This is a genomic window from Xanthobacter cornucopiae, from assembly GCF_043195065.2.
In the GTDB taxonomy this organism is placed as follows: Bacteria; Pseudomonadota; Alphaproteobacteria; order Rhizobiales; family Xanthobacteraceae; genus Xanthobacter.
This window is the reverse complement of sequence record NZ_CM195531.1, coordinates 1,548,596-1,565,034: the sequence shown is the minus strand read 5'-3', so window position 1 is coordinate 1,565,034 and position 16,439 is coordinate 1,548,596. Positions and strand designations below refer to the sequence as shown.

General features: G+C 66.1%; 14 protein-coding genes, 1 tRNA gene, 1 pseudogene and 1 CRISPR repeat array. Of the genes and pseudogenes, 3 read left to right on the top strand and 13 right to left on the bottom strand.

What is annotated here, in order from left to right; genetic code table 11:
• Positions 1-139: 139 nt before the first annotated feature.
• Positions 140-799 carry a helix-turn-helix domain-containing protein gene (locus V5F53_RS07045; protein WP_393996667.1) on the bottom strand — a complete coding sequence of 220 codons (660 nt, stop codon included), beginning with the start codon at positions 797-799 and terminating at the stop codon, positions 140-142.
• A gap of 392 nt (positions 800-1,191) precedes the next feature.
• On the opposite strand from V5F53_RS07045, the gene V5F53_RS07040 reads away from it, so the two are divergent.
• Positions 1,192-1,267: transfer RNA gene (locus V5F53_RS07040), tRNA-Phe, on the top strand.
• 130 nt (positions 1,268-1,397) lie between these two features.
• Here V5F53_RS07040 and V5F53_RS07035 read toward each other — a convergent pair.
• The 11 genes from V5F53_RS07035 to V5F53_RS06985 form a co-directional block, all read right to left on the bottom strand.
• A complete protein-coding gene (locus V5F53_RS07035) occupies positions 1,398-2,072 on the bottom strand; it encodes a tyrosine-type recombinase/integrase (RefSeq protein WP_393996668.1) in 675 nt (224 codons plus the stop codon).
• Positions 2,073-3,629: direct repeats of the CRISPR family, unit length 32 nt; unit sequence GTTTCGATCCACGCCCCCACGCGGGGGGCGAC.
• A gap of 184 nt (positions 3,630-3,813) precedes the next feature.
• Complete coding sequence (cas2, locus tag V5F53_RS07030; RefSeq protein WP_393996669.1) at positions 3,814-4,104, bottom strand: CRISPR-associated endonuclease Cas2; 291 nt, start codon at positions 4,102-4,104, stop codon at positions 3,814-3,816.
• Positions 4,105-4,107: 3 nt separating this feature from the next.
• On the bottom strand, positions 4,108-5,148 hold the full coding sequence (gene cas1c, locus V5F53_RS07025; RefSeq protein ID WP_393996670.1) for a type I-C CRISPR-associated endonuclease Cas1c: 1,041 nt from the start codon (positions 5,146-5,148) through the stop codon (positions 4,108-4,110).
• 6 nt (positions 5,149-5,154) lie between these two features.
• Positions 5,155-5,454 (bottom strand): CRISPR-associated protein Cas4, encoded by a 300-nt coding sequence (locus tag V5F53_RS07020; RefSeq protein ID WP_393996671.1) that lies wholly within the window; start codon positions 5,452-5,454, stop codon positions 5,155-5,157.
• Between the two features lie 359 nt (positions 5,455-5,813).
• On the bottom strand, positions 5,814-6,755 hold the full coding sequence (gene cas7c / locus V5F53_RS07015) for a type I-C CRISPR-associated protein Cas7/Csd2 (RefSeq protein ID WP_393996672.1): 942 nt from the start codon (positions 6,753-6,755) through the stop codon (positions 5,814-5,816).
• On the bottom strand, positions 6,745-8,565 hold the full coding sequence (gene cas8c, locus V5F53_RS07010) for a type I-C CRISPR-associated protein Cas8c/Csd1 (protein ID WP_393996673.1): 1,821 nt from the start codon (positions 8,563-8,565) through the stop codon (positions 6,745-6,747). Before cas8c ends, cas7c begins: the two co-directional genes overlap by 11 nt.
• Positions 8,562-9,239: a type I-C CRISPR-associated protein Cas5c gene (gene cas5c, locus V5F53_RS07005; protein ID WP_393996674.1), complete on the bottom strand. Its 678-nt coding sequence runs from the start codon at positions 9,237-9,239 to the stop codon at positions 8,562-8,564. The genes cas8c and cas5c overlap by 4 nt, the downstream gene beginning before the upstream one ends.
• Positions 9,240-9,572: 333 nt before the next feature.
• Positions 9,573-11,813: a CRISPR-associated endonuclease Cas3'' gene (locus V5F53_RS07000; protein WP_509212983.1), complete on the bottom strand. Its 2,241-nt coding sequence runs from the start codon at positions 11,811-11,813 to the stop codon at positions 9,573-9,575.
• Positions 11,814-12,038: 225 nt separating this feature from the next.
• Positions 12,039-12,383: a type II toxin-antitoxin system PemK/MazF family toxin gene (locus V5F53_RS06995; RefSeq protein WP_393996676.1), complete on the bottom strand. Its 345-nt coding sequence runs from the start codon at positions 12,381-12,383 to the stop codon at positions 12,039-12,041.
• The gene (locus V5F53_RS06990; protein ID WP_393996677.1) at positions 12,370-12,582 is read right to left on the bottom strand and encodes an AbrB/MazE/SpoVT family DNA-binding domain-containing protein; all 213 of its coding nucleotides are present in this window, start codon (positions 12,580-12,582) and stop codon (positions 12,370-12,372) included. Before V5F53_RS06990 ends, V5F53_RS06995 begins: the two co-directional genes overlap by 14 nt.
• Positions 12,583-12,747: 165 nt before the next feature.
• Complete coding sequence (locus tag V5F53_RS06985) at positions 12,748-13,050, bottom strand: helix-turn-helix transcriptional regulator (RefSeq protein WP_393996678.1); 303 nt, start codon at positions 13,048-13,050, stop codon at positions 12,748-12,750.
• A gap of 158 nt (positions 13,051-13,208) precedes the next feature.
• Here V5F53_RS06985 and V5F53_RS06980 point away from each other — a divergent pair, with 158 nt between their 5' ends.
• Together V5F53_RS06980 and V5F53_RS06975 are read left to right on the top strand one after the other, a co-directional pair.
• Positions 13,209-13,472, top strand: coding sequence for a hypothetical protein (locus V5F53_RS06980; RefSeq protein WP_509212982.1), 264 nt, complete (start codon positions 13,209-13,211; stop codon positions 13,470-13,472).
• 64 nt (positions 13,473-13,536) lie between these two features.
• A pseudogene (locus tag V5F53_RS06975) lies at positions 13,537-14,500 on the top strand (IS5 family transposase).
• Between the two features lie 248 nt (positions 14,501-14,748).
• Here the strand turns inward: V5F53_RS06975 and V5F53_RS06970 are convergent.
• Positions 14,749-16,092: a trimethylamine monooxygenase gene (locus tag V5F53_RS06970; protein ID WP_393996680.1), complete on the bottom strand. Its 1,344-nt coding sequence runs from the start codon at positions 16,090-16,092 to the stop codon at positions 14,749-14,751.
• Positions 16,093-16,439: the final 347 nt, after the last annotated feature.

Sequence of the window (16,439 nt, the reverse complement as noted above, 5' to 3'; positions counted from 1 at the left end):
CTGATGCGACCTTGAGGTCAGTGGTACGCCGCCGGCTGGATCACGTCAACATCAAAGAATAAAAGTTTCCTAGAAAGAAAACGCCGCTGGAGCAAAGGGCTGCGCGCTGGAGCGTCGCCCGGGGAGGCGGCCGGTGGTCTCAGTGGCGGTCCCGGCCATAGACGATGATGGACAGATAGCTCATGGGCGTGGCGATCAGTTCCTCGGGCCCGTGGGAGGCGCCGGAATCGAACATCAGCGCGTCGCCGGCGCGCAGGTGGTAGGTGCGGTCGGCATGGCGGTAGAGCACCTCGCCGGACAGCATGTAGATGAACTCGACGCCGGCATGGCGGAAGCCGGTGTAGGGAACCGCTTCCTGCGACAGGGTGATGAGATAGGGCTCCACCACGATGTCGCCGCCGAGGCCGTGGCCCAGCAGCTCGTATTGGTGGCCGACCTTGGTGCCGCGCCGCTCGATGGTGACGCCTTGATTCGCCCGCACGAACGAGCAGTCGCGCCGCTCCTCGAAAGCGGAGAACAGGGTGGTGATGGGCACGTTGAGGGCCTTGGAGATGGCCTGCAAGGTCGCGAGCGACGGCGAGATCTGCCCATTCTCGATCTTCGAGAGCATGCCCACCGAGATGCCGGCGGCGCCGGCCAGATCGGACACGGTCAGGTCCAGCTCGCGCCGGATGGAGCGCACCTGGACGCCGAGCGCCTGCTCGAGGGTGGCGGCGGCGGCAGCGGGCGCGCCCGATCCGGTGCTGAGTTCGGAGGGCTCGATCACGTCCTGAGTCCCGTGCGCCTTGCGTTCGGCCACCTGTTTTTCCTCGCATCTGCGGAGGCCGGAGCATCCGACCTCGCCCGGCACATTGCCAGTTTCCGCACAAGAAAACATCCCGAAATCAGGAGGCCGGCCGGGAATGGCCGCCCACGGCCGCCGAAACGGCGCCGGAACCTGCGCCGGAACCTGCGCCGGGGTCTGGAGGCGGGGTCTGGAGGCGGGGCCTGGAGGCGGGGCCTGGAGGCGGGGCCGGACGGCGCCGGGCGTGGGCGGATGAGGCCAGGCCATAGGGCAGGACGGGCGCTGCCGGCGATGGGTGGCTTTTCCACAGGAGAGACGCGCATCGCCGCTGGAGGCACTGGACAGCACGAGGGGGGACCCGTATAGACAGCCACCTCGCTAGGGCGCTGCGGCGCACCGGCGGCGGCGCCCAGGTAGCTCAGTTGGTAGAGCATGCGACTGAAAATCGCAGTGTCGGCGGTTCGACTCCGTCCCTGGGCACCATCGCTTCTTCAGAAGCCTTTTCCGACAAAGACTTAGGGTTGATTTTGGTCTCACTCTCGGCTGTTGCCGACCGAAGTGGGACACGTTTGAGCGCGGACAGCTTTCGCTCCGCCGATTCCGCGAGCTGCTCTTAGTCCGAAGACTGGGTGTAAAGATCGACTTCTTTCGAGGTTCGGTGACCGGTGAAAGAGATGATCTCGCGGGTCCTTGCCTCCGCATTCGCGAGAGTGGAGGAAAAGTACTTCCGCACCCCATGAGCGGACAAGCCCGACAGGCCAGCGATCTTGCACCAGTCGCGAGAACGATTTCCAAACGAGGCGGCCGAACTGAATGGGCGACCCCATTCGTTTACCAGAAATGTCTCTTGCTCCGGTGGGAGCCTCCGCAGGACCTCGGCCACCCCATCGCTGATCGGCAGGGTAAGTGTGACCGGTTTGCGTCTCCGATTTTTCCACTGAGTAAATGTGATTTTTCCGTTTTCAACACTGGACGGACCCAGCCGGTGGATGTCCGAAATTCGTTGACCGAACTCAATGAAAAGCAATAGCGCCAAGCGGGCCATCGAGCCCGACGGGTGTGCGGCTTCGAACTTTTCGACGTCTTTCCTGCTCCAGGCTGGAATGCCTTCCGGTCGAACGGGACCAAAATAGCTTACCTGCGTGGCGGGATTCGTGTCGACGAGTTCCTCCTCCACTGCGAATTGAAAGAGGCGGCGGAGCGCCTTCACCACAGAGTCGGCCGCCCCGGGCGTTTCGGCCTTTTTGTCACGCAAAATCCGGACATGTCGGGGGCGCGGCGCACCCAAGTTTCGATCCACGCCCCCACGCGGGGGGGCGACTTGGGCGGCGCGCCAGGTGCGCCGGCTGATGGCCGTTTCGATCCACGCCCCCACGCGGGGGGCGACCGCCCTCGCTGTGGCTCTGAACGCTGTAACAGGGTTTCGATCCACGCCCCCACGCGGGGGGCGACGCGCCACGAACGCCTCGGCTGGCAACCGCGCCAAGTTTCGATCCACGCCCCCACGCGGGGGGCGACCACGCAGCAGCAGATGCGCCTGCATCATGCGTTTGTTTCGATCCACGCCCCCACGCGGGGGGCGACCGTGGGAGCGCCGCGCATCGCGCAGCTCCAGGTGGTTTCGATCCACGCCCCCACGCGGGGGGCGACAGGCCGAGCTTCACCGCTGTGATCGACTATCACCCGTTTCGATCCACGCCCCCACGCGGGGGGCGACGGCGGACAACGACGGCGTAGATGTCCGACTTCACGTTTCGATCCACGCCCCCACGCGGGGGGCGACATGCCTGGCTCAAGGCGCGCGGCGACCAGGCCTCGGTTTCGATCCACGCCCCCACGCGGGGGGGCGACGACGTGGTGGTGTCGCTCTCCTGGAGCTTGGGTGTGTTTCGATCCACGCCCCCACGCGGGGGGCGACGACCGCCGTGCAGGCGTTGCGTTGGATTGTAGAGTTTCGATCCACGCCCCCACGCGGGGGGCGACGGAGCAGGACCCACGCCCCCTCGGCGAATGCCTGTTTCGATCCACGCCCCCACGCGGGGGGCGACGACGGCCGCCATGACCTCGGGGCCGGCGCGCTTGCGGTTTCGATCCACGCCCCCACGCGGGGGGCGACGCTATCGTGGCCGCGCTGCTTGCCAAGCAGGGGAAGTTTCGATCCACGCCCCCACGCGGGGGGCGACAATAGCCGCGCTCAATCAGTCCTTGGAGCCAGTAGTTTCGATCCACGCCCCCACGCGGGGGGCGACTTTGTCTGGGCGACGGATTGGACCGTGGGCATCAGTGTTTCGATCCACGCCCCCACGCGGGGGGCGACAGCAAGGTCAACGTCTGCCCCTATTTCGGGAAGGGTTTCGATCCACGCCCCCACGCGGGGGGCGACACGCCGTCGTTGTCCGCCCCGATGGCGTGGTCCTGGTTTCGATCCACGCCCCCACGCGGGGGGCGACCGTCGACCTGCACGTTGCCGCCGTCGTCGTCCAGGTTTCGATCCACGCCCCCACGCGGGGGGCGACACCACGATTTCCGTCTCCTGGCTGGCGGTGAAATCGTTTCGATCCACGCCCCCACGCGGGGGGCGACCACCGAACACCGCCGCGCGCACCTGGTCGAGGGGGTTTCGATCCACGCCCCCACGCGGGGGGCGACCATCGATTGCGCGGAGCATGTGGCCTCCAAACAGTTTCGATCCACGCCCCCACGCGGGGGGCGACGAACATGGCCTGGGCGATGGTGTTGATGGACATGTTTCGATCCACGCCCCCACGCGGGGGGCGACCCTTCACGTCGCCCTTCAAAAGCCCCTGGACGAAGTTTCGATCCACGCCCCCACGCGGGGGGCGACGGCGGCATCTGTAGCAGTCTGAGGGGGAAAGGAAAAACGTGCGCGGCGCGCGAACCGGAGGCTGTCATCGATGATGGTAGCGACAAGTCCGCGCGGATGGGCGGACGCGGTGCCTGCGTTTCAAGGGAAATGAGACTGCGCGAACCTCCTGGCCTGTCCCTGTTCGCTTCAGGTTCGCGCGGGTTCAGAACACCAGTGGGCCGTCGAGGTCCTGCACGGGCTTGGCGCCCACGTGCTCCACCCGACGGTGGCCGTCCGCGCCCAGGCGGTAGAAGCGCAAGCTGTCGGCTGCCGGGTCGATCTCTGCGATCAGGCGTGCTTTCAGCGCCACCCATTGGGAGGGATCGACCTCGCACTCGAAGACGGAATTCTGCACACGCTGACCATAGTCGAGGCAGGCCCGCGCCACGCGGCGCAGACGGCGGCGGCCGGCGGTGGTCTCGGTGGAAACGTCGTAGGCGATGAGCATCAGCATCGCTTATTTCCAGATGAAGCCGGGATAGCCGTCGAGGTCGCCGCGCAGATGGCGGGCAAGCAATTGCGCCTGTACATGGGCGATGAGGCCCAGCGGAAGGGGCTCGCCGAGGAAGGGATGGGTCAACTCATCCCGCTTGCGCTCCTGCCAGGCCACGAGGACACGCTTGCGTGCCTCGTCGGCGAGGCGCACGCCGCCGGCCTCTTCAAGGACAAAATCGCCCGGTGCGATCTGCCGGCGGTTGATGAGGCTCAGCACGAGCCTGTCGGCCAGCACCGGGCGCAGTTCCTCCATCAGGTCGAGGGCGAGACTGGCGCGCCCCGGCCGATCGGCGTGGAGGAAGCCCACCTGCGGATCGAGGCCGTGGGCCTCCAGCGCGGAGCGGCAGTCGTGCCCCAACATGGCATAAAGAAAGGACAGGAGCGCGTTCACTCGGTCGAGCGGCGGGCGGCGCGAGCGGCCGCCGAAAGCAAAGGCGGGATCGATAGGACGCAGGAGGTGGTTGAAAACGTCGAAATAGACCTGCGCGGCCTCGCCCTCCAGCCCGCGCAGCTGGGCCGTTTCGGCTGCGACCAGCGTGCGTCGGGCGATATCGGTGAGCCGGCGCTCGGCCCCATCCAGCGCCTCACGGCCTCCAGCGGCGAGGCCGTCGCCGTGATCGCGTAGAGCGCGGCGGATGACGGTGCGCTGGTTTGCTGCTTTCGCCGCGACAATGCCGCGCACGATGGGAACGGCCCGCTCTGGCGCATCGGCGGCGCGGAACTGTGCTCGGCGCAGCAGAACATTTCCGGTGCGCCGTCCCTCCACGCGGGCGAGAAAGCGGCCGTTGGGATCGAGATGGGACACCGTGATTCCGGCTTCCGCGCAGGCGGCGAGCAGGGCCGGCGAGGCGCCGGGCCGGCCGAAGCTCACCAGCCCCTCCAGCATGTGCAGGGGCGCCCGACCGCGCTCGGCGCCCTCCACCTCGATGACGAGGTTCGCGCCGTCCTTGCGCAGCCAGGCGTCCTCGCTGGTGACATGGATGGTGTTGAGCATCCGCCGCATGGTGCTTCACGCCTTCAGTTGTTCGGCGAGCCAGCGCGCAATGGCCGGCGGCTTCTCCATCCGCCCCGGCTGGCACAGGGCTTCGAGGGAGCAGCGGCGGCAGGCCGGCATCGGCACCGGGGCTGGCGTGGTCCCTGTCGCGATCATGGCCCGGGCGGCCGCGGCGGTGCGGGCGGTCAGCGCCTTGAGGCCGTCGTCGAAGCTGACGGCCTGTCGCCGGCGCGTCTCACCATAGAACAGCGCGCCTTCGGGCACCGTGACCCCGAACGCTTCCTCCAGGCAGAGGGCCTGGGCGCAGAGCTGCACTTCATCGGCCTGATGGGCCTTGGGCTTTCCACGTTTGTATTCAACGGGAAAGGTCGGGTCTCGCCCGACCCCTCGCTGTGAAACTCCACCACGTCCGCCTTGCCCGTGACACCGAGCGCCACCGAGCGCAGCGCCACGGAGCGGGCGACGCGCACCCCCGGCCGCTTCTCCGGGCGACCTGAGTCCGCCTTCTCGTGAAGAAGGCGGCCCTCGGCGGTGGCGGCGTCCTCGGCCCAGAGCTGCTCCACATGAATGAGCGCGCACTGGCGCGGGCAGAACAGATCGTGCTGCAGGGCCGAGATGGGATAAGCGCCTCCTCGGTCTCGCGGTCGATGACGAAGGCGGGCATGGCGCATCTCCTACCGCTCGATGATCTCGATGCCCTCCGGCAGGCCAGCCCGGTCGAGGGTGATGGCGTAGTCCTCGAAGCTGCGGGCGGGCGGGGCGTTGTCGAGGCCGTCCGCGCCGGGCACGTGTTTCTCGCCCTTGAACAGGCGCCAGGTCTTCACCCGGTCGAACAGGGCGCTGGCCTGCGCATTGCCCAGCGCCGTGGCGTGGCGGAAGACGATGAGCTTGCGCGTCGCCATCTCCCCCCGCGCGGCGGAGCGGTCGTGCTCGAACATGTTGGAGAGCGCCTCGAACAGGAGGTCGAGGTCGGCGTCCGAGAAGCCCGTGCCCTTGGTGGGGTGGGAGGCGAGCGGGGCGGAGATGAAGCCGTGGGCGCGGTAGAGGCCGTAGGGCACGATGTGCTTGCGGCCCATGGTGCGCCCGCCCTTGGCGTCGGCGTCGGCCTCGGTGGTGGCGGCAAGGCGGGTGATGGAGATTTCCAGCGGCAGGACGGGTTCCACGGAGCGGGCGAAACCGATCTGCACGGGGCCGCGCACCTGGCCTGCATTGACGCCGGTTGTCATGACCGCGCCGAAGGTGCGGATGTCCCAGAAATTGGCGCACATCCAGCGGGTCAGCTCGCGGGCCTTGGCGTCGTCCTTCGGTCTCTTCTTCAGCTCGTCGGCCTTCGTCACCTCGGGCATCACTGCCGTCCAGGCGCGCTTGTGTTCGTTGTTCAGCGTGGCGCCGTCGCGCATGTAGATCTCGTGGCCCGGCGCCTCGGGCCGGGCGAGGGCCACGTAGTTGCGGATCTTGCGCTTCAGCGCCACGTCGGAGACGAGGCCGAGATTGGTCTCGGGGTCGAGGCGCGGCATGTTGCCGGCGTCGGGATCGCCGTTCGGATTGCCGTTGACCACGTCGAAGAAGAGGACGAACTCGTGCCGGCGCGCGAGGCCCGTGGTTTCACTCGTCATTGTCGGGTTCCTCCGCATCCGCGCTTTCGATCTCCGCCGCGGCGGTGCGATCGGCGAACTGGCCCTTGCGCTGGTGGTAGTAGCCGAGCACGAAGCGCCCCTGGGCCTCGAGCGGCAGGGAACGTGGCAGGGCCGGTTTCAGCCGGTCGGTGATCTCCTCGATCTCGCGTTCCAGCCAGCCGCCCTTGCCGCCCTTGCGCAGCTTGCCGAGGTGGTTCTGCACCCCACGCATGAGGATGGGGAAGACGCTGGCGGGCGTCGCCGAAGCCGCGCCGAAATAGCGGTCGCGGATGGTGGCGTTGACCTTGCCCAGCGCCATGCGCTGCGCCGTCTCATAGGCGGCGAACAGGCGGCCGAGCTGATAGGCCGGGTCGGGATTGTCCCTTACGAGACTCACGGGGATCTCCTCCTTGGCGCGTTCGGGGCTTTGCGTTGCATCCGTGTCGAGCCGCCTTGCCCGCGCATCCCGGCACAGGACGGCCTTGATGACGGCCGCGTGCCAGCCGGTGGCGGGGTCGTCCCCGGCGCGCAGGCGCATGAGGGTGGCGGCGAGCAGCGCGCGCGGGTAGCGCGTGCCCTCCAGCACGGCGCGGGTGACCTCGCCGGCGAGCTGGGGCGGGATGTTCTCATATTTCTCCTGCATGGCCGTGGTCTTCAGCAGCAGCCAGGAGACGGAGGGCGGCCGCTCGCCCCACGGGCGGGGCAGGATGGAGAGATCGCGATAATGCGCAGCGAGGCGTTCGACGAAGGTGCCGAAATCGTCCGTCAGCCAGTAGCGCACGGAAAGCCGCGCCGCATTGGGCGCCAGGCCGAGCACGTGGAAGCGGGTGCCGGGGGAAAGGCGCGGGTCGAGCGCCGCCACCGGGCGCCCGGCCAGCACCTGCTCCAGCCCCTCACGCACCTTCTTGGCCGCGTCGGCATCGTCCGGCGGCGGTTCAAAGGCGGCGGCGAACCAATCCTCCGCCGCCTGCGCGCCTTGCTCGTCCACCGTCTCGGAGGTGTCGGCCCAGAACACAACGGTGGCGTCGCCGATGCCACGGGTGAGCCGGTTGCGGCTGTCGCGTTCCAGCATGCCGTTCAGGGCTGCGCCATAGCGGAAGGCGGCCTCTTGCGAGGTCGGGGCATTCTCCCCCTGTTCCTTTCCGTAGGAGGTGAAGGCATCGAGATTGAACGACACCAGCGCCGCCCCGGAGGACTGGGCGCCGTTCACGCCCTTGATGGTGGGGTGCAGCCGCTGGGGGAGGCCCGGCCGGCCGGAAACAAGGCACGGCACCGTATTACCATCGTTTGCCGTCCGTGTCGTGAGCAAGGCTCGCGCGGCGGCGCGCTGATGGATGAACCCGCTTTCCCCCGCGAGGCGAAAGACGATGTTGGCGTCCAGCATGTCGGCGGAGAACGGGGGGGCATCGAAGCGCTCCCGCGTCCAACTTTCGAGGAACCGGCGCAGGGCGAGGAGCCCGGCATCCCCGGTGGTGGCCAGAAGGGCGAGGTGGGTGGACTTGAAGGCCTCGTGCTCCTGCGCCGTGCGCTTGCCGTCGCCCGCCGTGCGGCCGAGCACATAGGCGCTCTTGTCCCACAGCAGGTTGGGCAGGATGCCGGCGGTGCGTTTCACCGCGGCCGGCACGGAGAGCAACTGCGGCACCAGCTTCTTGCCGCTCGTCGCGCGCAGATCGATGATCGCCGTCGGCGTGCCATCGGGCGCGATCTCGATGGCGAAGCCAATCTTTTCCCGCGAGAAGCCCGGCGCCTCCGCCTCCCCCCGTTCCGCCATCCGGTCGTAATAGCGGTCCAGCGCCTGAAGGATGGTCATGACACCGTGCCTTCGGCGAGGCAGCGGCGCACGTCCAGCACGCCGCCGGTGAGGCGCGCGTGGAAGAAGCGGGAGGTGTTGCCGTTGGCGAAGTCGATGTCGTGGAGCATCCAGCCGAGGTCGCGCTCGCGCTGGTCGGCGGGCAGGGTGCTGTGCGGCAGCGGCGTGCCGGGTTCGATGAGGGCGAAATCGGCCACGCATTCGCGGGTGCCGAGGCAGGGGCGGTGGAAGCATTGCCCCGCCGCCGCGCGGCGGTTGAACATGCTCAGGTGCTTGGCCTCGGTGTCGTCCGGCCCGGCCTTGCCGGTCAGCTCGAAATGGGCCTCGATGACATAGGCCACATCCGTCAGGAACAAGGTGGCGCGCTGCTGCCGGTTGTCCTCCACCACGATGCCGAGCCCCGCCGTCGAGCCCGCCCGCATGGCGGTGCCGGCGGTGGCGGCGCTGGCCTTTGCTCCCACCTCGTTGCGCCGGAAGGACTGGAAGCGGATGGGCCGCAGCACGTGGATGGCATCCACCACCCAGCGGATCGCCGGCTTCCAGTGGATCGCCTCCAGGATGCCGCGCGCGGCGGAGGGGGTCATCACGTCATAAGATACGCGCTCGACCTTCATCTCCGGACGGGTGAAGCAGGCACGTTCACCCCAGACATGGAGCCGGACCCCGTACGACATGAGAATCGCCCCCCTGCGATCAACCTATGCGATATTGTAAAGTAGATGCAATCAAGCGGATTGCCCCCGGACCGAGATCCGGGGGCCCTCTGACATCACAACGCACAGCAATGTTTCAATCCACGCGGCGCCAATGTGAGAGCCGCGACTATATGGGCTCAACCTTGATTTCGATGGAGCCATCGGGTCGGACGACGATCGTGATGTGGTTGCGACGCATTGGAACCTCCTACAGCGCGAAGGAGATGCCGCAAAACTCGCGATGTCAAATTAAAATAATCTGAGTGCGACGATCACGTCGCACTGCAATGAACATAACATTCTATCCAACCCCTACATCACGTTCATCCCCGCATCCCTCTGCCCGAGATCCGCGAGGTCGATCCCGGTCTGCGGCCGGTAGTGGGAGAGGTCGGGGAAGCTCAGGATGGCCGTGCCCAGCCCCTGATGCACCGGCACCAGCGCGCCGCGCGCCAGCCATTCGTCGCGCGCGGCTTTCGGGATGGGCACCACATATTGCTGCAGGCGCCGCAGGTCGGCGGCGGCGGGGCGCTCCATGGCGGCGATGCGGGTGAGCAGGGTCTTGGCGTCCTCATCATCCGGGTCGGTCTGCCACGGCACCACCACCGGCTCCATCGCGCCCTCGTCGATCATGCGGAACGCCTCGGCGATGGAGCGGAAGGGAAAGGCGAGGTCGCGCGCAGTTTCGGCGATCGCGGGCAGGATGCCGGGATAGGCGCCCACCACGGCCGCATCGAACACCTTCGTGGCATCGCCCTTGCGCCAATAAAGCTCGGCGAAATAGTCTTGCACAGCATGGAGGCCCAGCGGGTCGGCGTTGCTTGCCAGCACCTTGTGAGTAGCCTGCCAACGCAGCCGGATGTCGTGCTGGAGATGCCCCTCCGCTGGCTCGAACACCACCACGCGGCCGAGCCGGGGCCGCCCGTCCGCATCCTTCAGCCTACCCTCTCGATTGGCCCGCCCTGCGGCCTGCGCGATAGCGTCAAGGCCTGTGGCGGCACGCCAGACTTCGGGAAAATCGATGTCCACCCCCGCCTCGACGAGGGAGGTCGCCACCAGCCGCACCGGCCCGCCGGCCTTTAACCTCTCCCTGAGTTGCGAGAGGACGAGCCGGCGATGGCGGGCGCACATCTGGGTGGAGAGATGCACCGCGCCGGGCAGGTCGCCGATGGCATCGAACAGCGCCCGCGCATGGCGGCGGGTGTTGACGATGCACAGCATCTGCGGGGCTTCGGCGAAGCGGGCGGCGATCGTGTCGTCGGCGATGGGCTCCGCCAGCCGCTCCACCGCCACGCGCCTGAGCTTGCCATAGAGGCCGGCGGGGTCGGGCGCCAACTCGCGCTCCGGCGGTAGGTCGAGGCCCATGGATACGCCGGAGGCATCGCGTAGCGCGCCGTCGACGCGGCGCAGAGCCGGTTGGGTGGCGGTACAGAGCACGACGCTGGCGCGATAGTTAAGCGCCAGTTGCTCGATGGCGGCAAGGCTCGGCAGCAGCAGGGGCAGCGGCAGGGTTTGTACTTCATCCAGCACCACCACGCTTTCGGCGATGTTGTGCAGCTTGCGGCAGCGCGAGGTACGGCTGGCGAACAGGCTCTCGAAGAACTGCACCGCCGTGGTGACGACGATGGGCACGTCCCAGTTCTCCGCCGCGCGCTGGAGTTTTGAGACGGCATCGGGGGCCTCGTCGTCCGCCGCGCGTGTCCCCCGCGCCGCCTCCCAGTCGAAGCTCGCGTGGTGCTCCAGGATGTCGTTGGAGGCGCCCAGCGCATCGCGGAACACCTGCGCCGTCTGCTCTATGATGGATGTGTATGGAATGACGTAGATGATCCGCCGCAGCTGGTGCCGCACCGCATGGTCGAGCGCGAAGGCCAGCGAGGTTAGGGTCTTGCCGCCGCCGGTGGGTACGGTGAGGCTGAACAGTCCGGGCGGGAGGGCCGCCTTGTCCAGCGCATGGTGCAGGATCTCGGCGCGCAACGCGTTGAGCGGGCTTTCGGGAGCATCGGCGCCGAGGGCGGCCATGAATGCGGAAAGCCGCGTGCGCAGTGTGGCGAGGTCCATGTGCCTGCCACGCGCGGCGTCCGTGCCCGCCTGCCGCGCGTAGAAGGCCTCTGTGGCAATGAAATCGGCATCCACGAGGCAGGAAAACAGCATCCGTATGAGGAAGCTCAGGGCGAAGCCTTTCGGCCCGCCCGAGGGCAGCGGCCTGCTGGGCTTGAGCGCTGCCATGTCCGGCAGCGGGCCGGTTTGGGCCTGCCAGCCTGCGGGGATCAGCATCGCCGCGCCTGCCATGCGCCGGGCCAGATCGTTTCCGTCGGCTAAGCCGGCGTGGTGGGCTGCGATGATGGCTGCGAGCGCGGTGCCGAATGTCGGCCCGTAGCGATCCAACGCGATGCGGGCGCCGGCGGAGGAATGGTCGCCGCCGGATGAGCGCTCCCCGGCGATATAGGCCTGGAACTCCGGCGACAGCTTGCCGATGTCGTGGAGGCGCCCCGCGAGGCGGGCGACTTCCGCCCAACCGAGACACGCGCCAAACTCTGCAGCGAGTGTCCCCACTGCATCATGGTGAGCGCGCAATGTTTCCCACTGGCCAACGGGCGCGCCGGGGACGGAATGTGCGTAGGCCTCAGCCACGAATCCTCCCATTTTGGGTGATGCGGTGATCGACCCAATTCGCTTCGTTGTTCACGTTGCTAAGGAGCTATGCTGCACGCGATGCAGTCAAGGTTCCCGGGCCGACGCCTCATTTCGAGCGGGCGCTGCGGACCTCGCGCGCTCGGCTCATCCAAACCCCAGCAATGCACGAACCTCCGCATCTACCTTCCGCAGCACGGCCGGCGACACCGCCCCTATAGGTTCCGCCAACCGCGCCCTGATCGTGGCGATCTTGCACGGGCGGATGACGGAGGGAGCCGGAAGACCACTTTCGCGGTACCCGGCGCCGAGCGGGACATCGCCCGGCCAGGGCCGGTTCTCGGCGCTGGTGATCATCACGACCCAGAGCAACTCGGCCGCCTCGTCCACAGCGCCAGGAGAAACGATCAGCGCGGGGCGGTGTTGGCGGGTGGAGCGATCCGTGTAAGGAAATGGGACGCGGACGATCGCGCCCTTCTCAAAGGTCGGCATAGGCCTTCCGGTCCGCGTCGCTATCCCATTCGTTGAAGGTGGCGAAGGGGTCGTCGCCCTTCGGCGCGGCCTTGGTCAGCACCACCCGGCCGTCCTCGATGCTATAGGCGATCTCGTCGCCCTCCTTGAGGTGCAGGGCTGCGCGCACGGCCTGAGGAATTGTCGTCTGGGCCTTGGACGTGAGCTTGCTGACGATCATGGTGGCACCACCTTCGGATTGCCATCAATGTGAGGAATATCCTTACATTGATCAAGCAGCCGAGCGTGCAATAGAGCTTGGGATTATGGCTTTCGGTCCGCTTCGATGACCCTGCGGCATGCCCGAAGTGTCAGGCGAACTTGTCGAGGTCTCGCTGAATAATGCTCATCGCTTTTGTGGTCCTACGCTTGATGCCAGGCGCGTGAGCATGGCAACGAGCTCCGCCTGACGCCCGATCCCGAGCTTCGCGAAGATTGTGCGCATGTGCGTGCGCGCCGTTTCGGAGGAAAAGCCCCGCGCGTCCGCATAGTCACGCAAGGTGGCACCTTGGCCCACCGCCTCGGCGAGGCGCGCCTCTGCCGGTGAAAGCCCGAGGGCACGCAGATGCCGCTCGACATCCTTGAGCTTCGGTTCGAGGCTCCTGACGAGCAGCATGGCCCCACCACCGCCGAATGAGATGGTTTCCATGACCTCGGACCGCGGCCGCACTGGCGCCAGTTCAACATGGATAGGCGCCTTGCCGCTCGGCCTGCGCAGCACCACACGGCAGATGGCGGCAGTGAGTGGCCCGGCAAAACGTTGCGTATGGCGCTCTGAAGACGTGCATCGTCGCGTCGGGAAGATGCGTGGATCCGCGAGTTTGCGACAACGAGCCCGTCGCCGAGAAGCTGTTCGGCCATGAGATTGACATGGCGCACTTCGCCATGCCGGTCGAGCAACACAAGACCCAGATCGACCCGCTGCAGCGCCTCTGCCAAGTCGGCTGTCAGCTCCCGGGCCTCGACCAGCGAGGTCGTGACGGCCACCGCCCGCCCCAGATGCGGAGAGAGCAGGGCCATCGCACCGAGATCATCCTGCTGGAACAGCTCACGCTTGAGAGCCGGATTTAAAAGGAGTTGAGCGATATCAGCAGGTTGTGATTCCCGTTTGGTGCTGAATCAAAAGGGGTTTCCGATGGCCTGGACTGATATCGCTCGCGCCGAGCATAACCGTGACGGCCTGCGTTTTCCAAGTGATCTGACCGATCGCGAATGGGCTGTGATCGCGCCGCTGATCCCCGGGCCCCGGCCCGGCGGGCGGCCGCGCACGACGGCGATGCGCGATGTCATGGAAGCGCTCTTGTTCATCGCGTCGAGCGGCTGCCCATGGCGCGTGCTGCCGGGCGAGTTTCCGCCGGTCTCGACCGTGCGCGGCTATTTCCACGCCTGGTGCGACAGCGGCCTTCTGGCGACGATCAACCCGCTTCTGGTGATGGCGGCGCGCGAGATCGCCGGCAAACAGGCCCAGCCGACCGCCGGCATCATCGACAGCCAGAGCGTCAAGACCACCGAAAGCGGCGGGATTTGCGGGTATGACGCAGGCAAGAAGATCAAAGGGCGCAAGCGCCACATCATCACCGACACGCTCGGCTTGCTGATCTTCTTGCTGGTCCACCGGGCCGATATTCAGGATCGCGACGGCGCTCCCGAGCTGCTCAGGGCCGTCCGGTTCCGCCATCCATGGCTGCGCCACGTCTTCGTCGAACGTCTTCGCCGACGGCGGTTACACCGGCGACAAGCTCAAGGACGCCATGCGCGGTCACGGTCCTTGGACCATCGAGATCGTCAAGCGCTCCGACAAGGCCAAGGGCTTCGTCGTCCTGCCGCGGCGCTGGGTGGTGGAGCGGACATTCGCATGGCTCGGACGCTGCCGCCGCCTCGCAAAGGACTGGGAGAAATCCATCGAAAGCGCCACAGCCTTCGCCCACATCGCAAGCATACGCATGCTCACCCGCCCTATCGCAAAACACTGCCAAAACGAAGGAACTTCTGAATCGGGCTCTAACTACGCCAAGCAACTCATACCATCAGCCCCGGTCTTCGACCGGTGCCAAGTGGGTCCGCTCAAGCGCCGCGCGGGCTTGACCAAAGGCCCATGAGTCACGCTCATGGGCCTTTGGTATCAAGGCATTGCGATTCAAAACACCCTTCGAGGCCATCCGGCAGATCGCTACGCAGAAGCCCGAACTCTTCGTTCGCCAGCTGAACCATGACATGCTGGGACTAAACACATAAAACGCAAAAGCCGCCCGCATCCGGCGGCGGCCGGAGTAGGGGCGGCCTTGTCGCGCTCCACCCGTCCTGCTTCTAGCGGTGGGACGGGTGGAACGCTTAACGCGAGAACGGATCAGTTCTGGAGATAGGTGGCCATGGAATCGTCCAGGGCGTCCTTCCAGGGGGTATGATGCTTCGGCGCCATGGTGCCGGTGATCACAGACTTATAGGAGTTGTCGCGGAAGCCCATGATGTTCTCCACCTTGTGCTTCTTCCACTCGAAGAACGCCTCGCACGCGCCATCCACATCGAAGCTGGGATAGTCGGTGTCGGCGATCAGCTCCTTCACATAAGCGCCCTGATACTTGATCGCATACTTGACATCGTCGGAGGCATCCTCGCGGGCGACGCGCTCGTTGACGTCGGCCACCAGCACATCCTTTTCAGTCGGCACCGCGATGCGACCGAGAATGATGTCGCGCACGTACCAGGCCTGGGCGTCGAACATGTTGAAGGTGAACCACTGGTCCTGCATGCCAAGATAGAACATCTTGGGATTGTGGACGAAAACCACGCCCTTATAGAGATCGGCGGTGGCGAGACGGTTCGCGGTCTTCAGGCGCAGTTCGTCCGGCAGGAACGGGAAGTAGTGCTTGTAGCCGGTGCACAGAACGATCGCGTCGATGTCCTTGGTGGTGCCGTCCTTGAAATAAGCGGTCTTGCCTTCCACTTTCACCAGAGAAGGCTTTTCCTCCCAGTTCTCCGGCCAAGAGAAGCCCATGGGCGCGCTGCGATACGCCGTGGTGATGGACTTGGCGCCATACTTCCAGCACTGCGAGCCGATATCCTCGGCCGAGTAGGAAGATCCAAGCAGAAGAACGTCCTTGTCGGCGAATTCGCGCGCATCGCGGAAGTCATGGGCGTGGACGATGCGGCCGTTGAATTGCTCGAAGCCCGGATATTCGGGAACATTCGGCGAGGAGAAATGGCCGGAGGCGCACACGACATAGTCGAAGCGCTCCTTGTAGACATGATCCTTGACCATGTCGTGGACGGTCACGGTGAAGTCGTTGGCCTCCGCATCATACTCGATCCAGCGCACCACGGAGGAGAAGCGGATCCAGTCGCGCACGCCTGCCTTCAGCACGCGGCCTTCAATATAGTCCACCATCACTTCGCGCGGAGGATAGGACGCGATCTGCTTGCCGAAGTGCTCCTCGAAGGAGTAGTCGGCGAATTCCAGACCCTCCTTGGGGCCGTTGGTCCACAGGTAGCGGTACATGGAGCAATGGACAGGCTCGCCATTCTCATCGACGCCGGTGCGCCAGGTATAGTTCCACAGCCCCCCCCAATTGGACTGCTTCTCGAAGCAGACGACTTCGGGGATTTCCGCACCCTTCTGCGCTGCCGACTGGAACGCCCGCAGCTGCGCCAAACCCGATGGACCCGCGCCGATGACGGCAACGCGCTTGCTCATTCCTCACTCCTCTGTCCGGTCTGGACCAGTTTAGTGAACTGGTTCTTTCGGTATGGACCAATTGCGAACTTATCGGATTCAGGCGCGCTGTCGACAGGTCACGACCCAAGCGAGTGACCAAAATATTCGCCATATCAGTCTATTTTTGCGCCAGATGCAGTATTCGTTATGCACGGCAATGCACGCCGACGCCGGTCACGTGTACTGCAACGCAAAACAACCATTCCGAGAAGTGTGCTTCGTCGGGCCATCACGCACAACGCTGGGGTCAGATGAGGATCAGAATCGCTGGCGAATTGGCCGGAAGGGGCCGGATTCAGCCGGAACAGACCGCCACTTCGCGACGG

Excerpts from the sequence above, each read along its gene's own strand:
- cas2 (WP_393996669.1), bottom strand. The coding sequence starts at position 4,104 with ATGCTGATGCTCATCGCCTACGACGTTTCCACCGAGACCACCGCCGGC.
- V5F53_RS06985 (WP_393996678.1), bottom strand. The coding sequence starts at position 13,050 with ATGGAAACCATCTCATTCGGCGGTGGTGGGGCCATGCTGCTCGTCAGG.
- V5F53_RS06970 (WP_393996680.1), bottom strand. The coding sequence starts at position 16,092 with ATGAGCAAGCGCGTTGCCGTCATCGGCGCGGGTCCATCGGGTTTGGCG.
- cas1c (WP_393996670.1), bottom strand. The coding sequence starts at position 5,148 with ATGCGGCGGATGCTCAACACCATCCATGTCACCAGCGAGGACGCCTGG.
- cas7c (WP_393996672.1), bottom strand. The coding sequence starts at position 6,755 with ATGACGAGTGAAACCACGGGCCTCGCGCGCCGGCACGAGTTCGTCCTC.
- V5F53_RS06995 (WP_393996676.1), bottom strand. The coding sequence starts at position 12,383 with ATGCCGACCTTTGAGAAGGGCGCGATCGTCCGCGTCCCATTTCCTTAC.
- V5F53_RS06990 (WP_393996677.1), bottom strand. The coding sequence starts at position 12,582 with ATGATCGTCAGCAAGCTCACGTCCAAGGCCCAGACGACAATTCCTCAG.
- cas8c (WP_393996673.1), bottom strand. The coding sequence starts at position 8,565 with ATGACCATCCTTCAGGCGCTGGACCGCTATTACGACCGGATGGCGGAA.
- cas5c (WP_393996674.1), bottom strand. The coding sequence starts at position 9,239 with ATGTCGTACGGGGTCCGGCTCCATGTCTGGGGTGAACGTGCCTGCTTC.